The following is a 955-nucleotide window of genomic DNA, read 5'->3' on the forward strand; positions in this document are numbered from 1 at the left end:
CAAAAAGCTCTGGAGCGTACTAGGGTTTGACCCGCTTCGCTGGGATGTCTGGAGCTCCAAGGAATTGAAAGAGAAAAACAAATACACGGATTACTTCCAAAACGGAACAGGCATTTTTTCCGTGCTGCTCGATATCAAGGATGAAATCAATCCGATTTATTTACATGAGGATTTTGCCAAGGCTTCAGACCTTGTCAACAGAAGCGTGTTGTTCGACGCGCTTAAATCTCAGCAAAAAACGCCTAAACAAGCCTTGGACAGAGCGGCAGGTGAACTGAAACAGAAATAGAATCCCATTCAAAAAGTGAAAGCGGGGAGGTTCTCATGAAACCTGTGAAAACAGGAACGGTTCATCCCGTTCCTTCAGCTGCGAAACAATCAGGCTGGCGAGATCTGTTTTATTCAAAAAAAGCGGCGCCCTATCTGTTTACAGCGCCATTCGTTTTATCCTTTCTCGTATTTTTTCTATACCCCATCATTAGTGTCTTCATCATGAGCTTTCAAAGAATATTGCCGGGAGAGGTGTCCTTTGTCGGTTTGTCTAATTATACAGCGCTAAACAACCCGACGTTCTATACCGCCCTTTGGAATACGCTGGAATACACCTTTTGGACGCTGATCGTGCTGATTCCTGTTCCATTGCTTCTGGCCATATTCCTGAATGCAAAGCTGGTCAAATTTAGAAATATATTTAAATCAGCACTATTCATCCCGGCATTGACCTCCACCATTGTCGCGGGGATCATTTTTCGGCTGATCTTCGGAGAAATGGAAACGTCTCTGGCCAATTCCATCCTACTCAAACTCGGCTTTTCACCTCAGAACTGGATGAACAATGAACATACCGGCATGTTTTTAATGGTGCTGCTTGCTTCATGGAGATGGATGGGAATCAACATCCTTTACTTTTTAGCCGGTTTGCAAAATGTGCCGAAAGAGCTGTACGAAGCAGCTG

At 44.4% G+C, this 955-nt stretch carries 1 protein-coding gene and 1 pseudogene; both read left to right on the forward strand.

The window, feature by feature from the left end; genetic code table 11:
• Positions 1-289: pseudogene (locus ACWHAR_RS23975) on the forward strand (ABC transporter substrate-binding protein); the annotation flags it as partial.
• A gap of 35 nt (positions 290-324) precedes the next feature.
• Positions 325-955: carbohydrate ABC transporter permease (locus tag ACWHAR_RS23980; RefSeq protein ID WP_452088052.1), on the forward strand; the 631-nt coding region annotated here is incomplete at its 3' end.

It is taken from the genome of Bacillus sp. LR--39, from assembly GCF_053613335.1.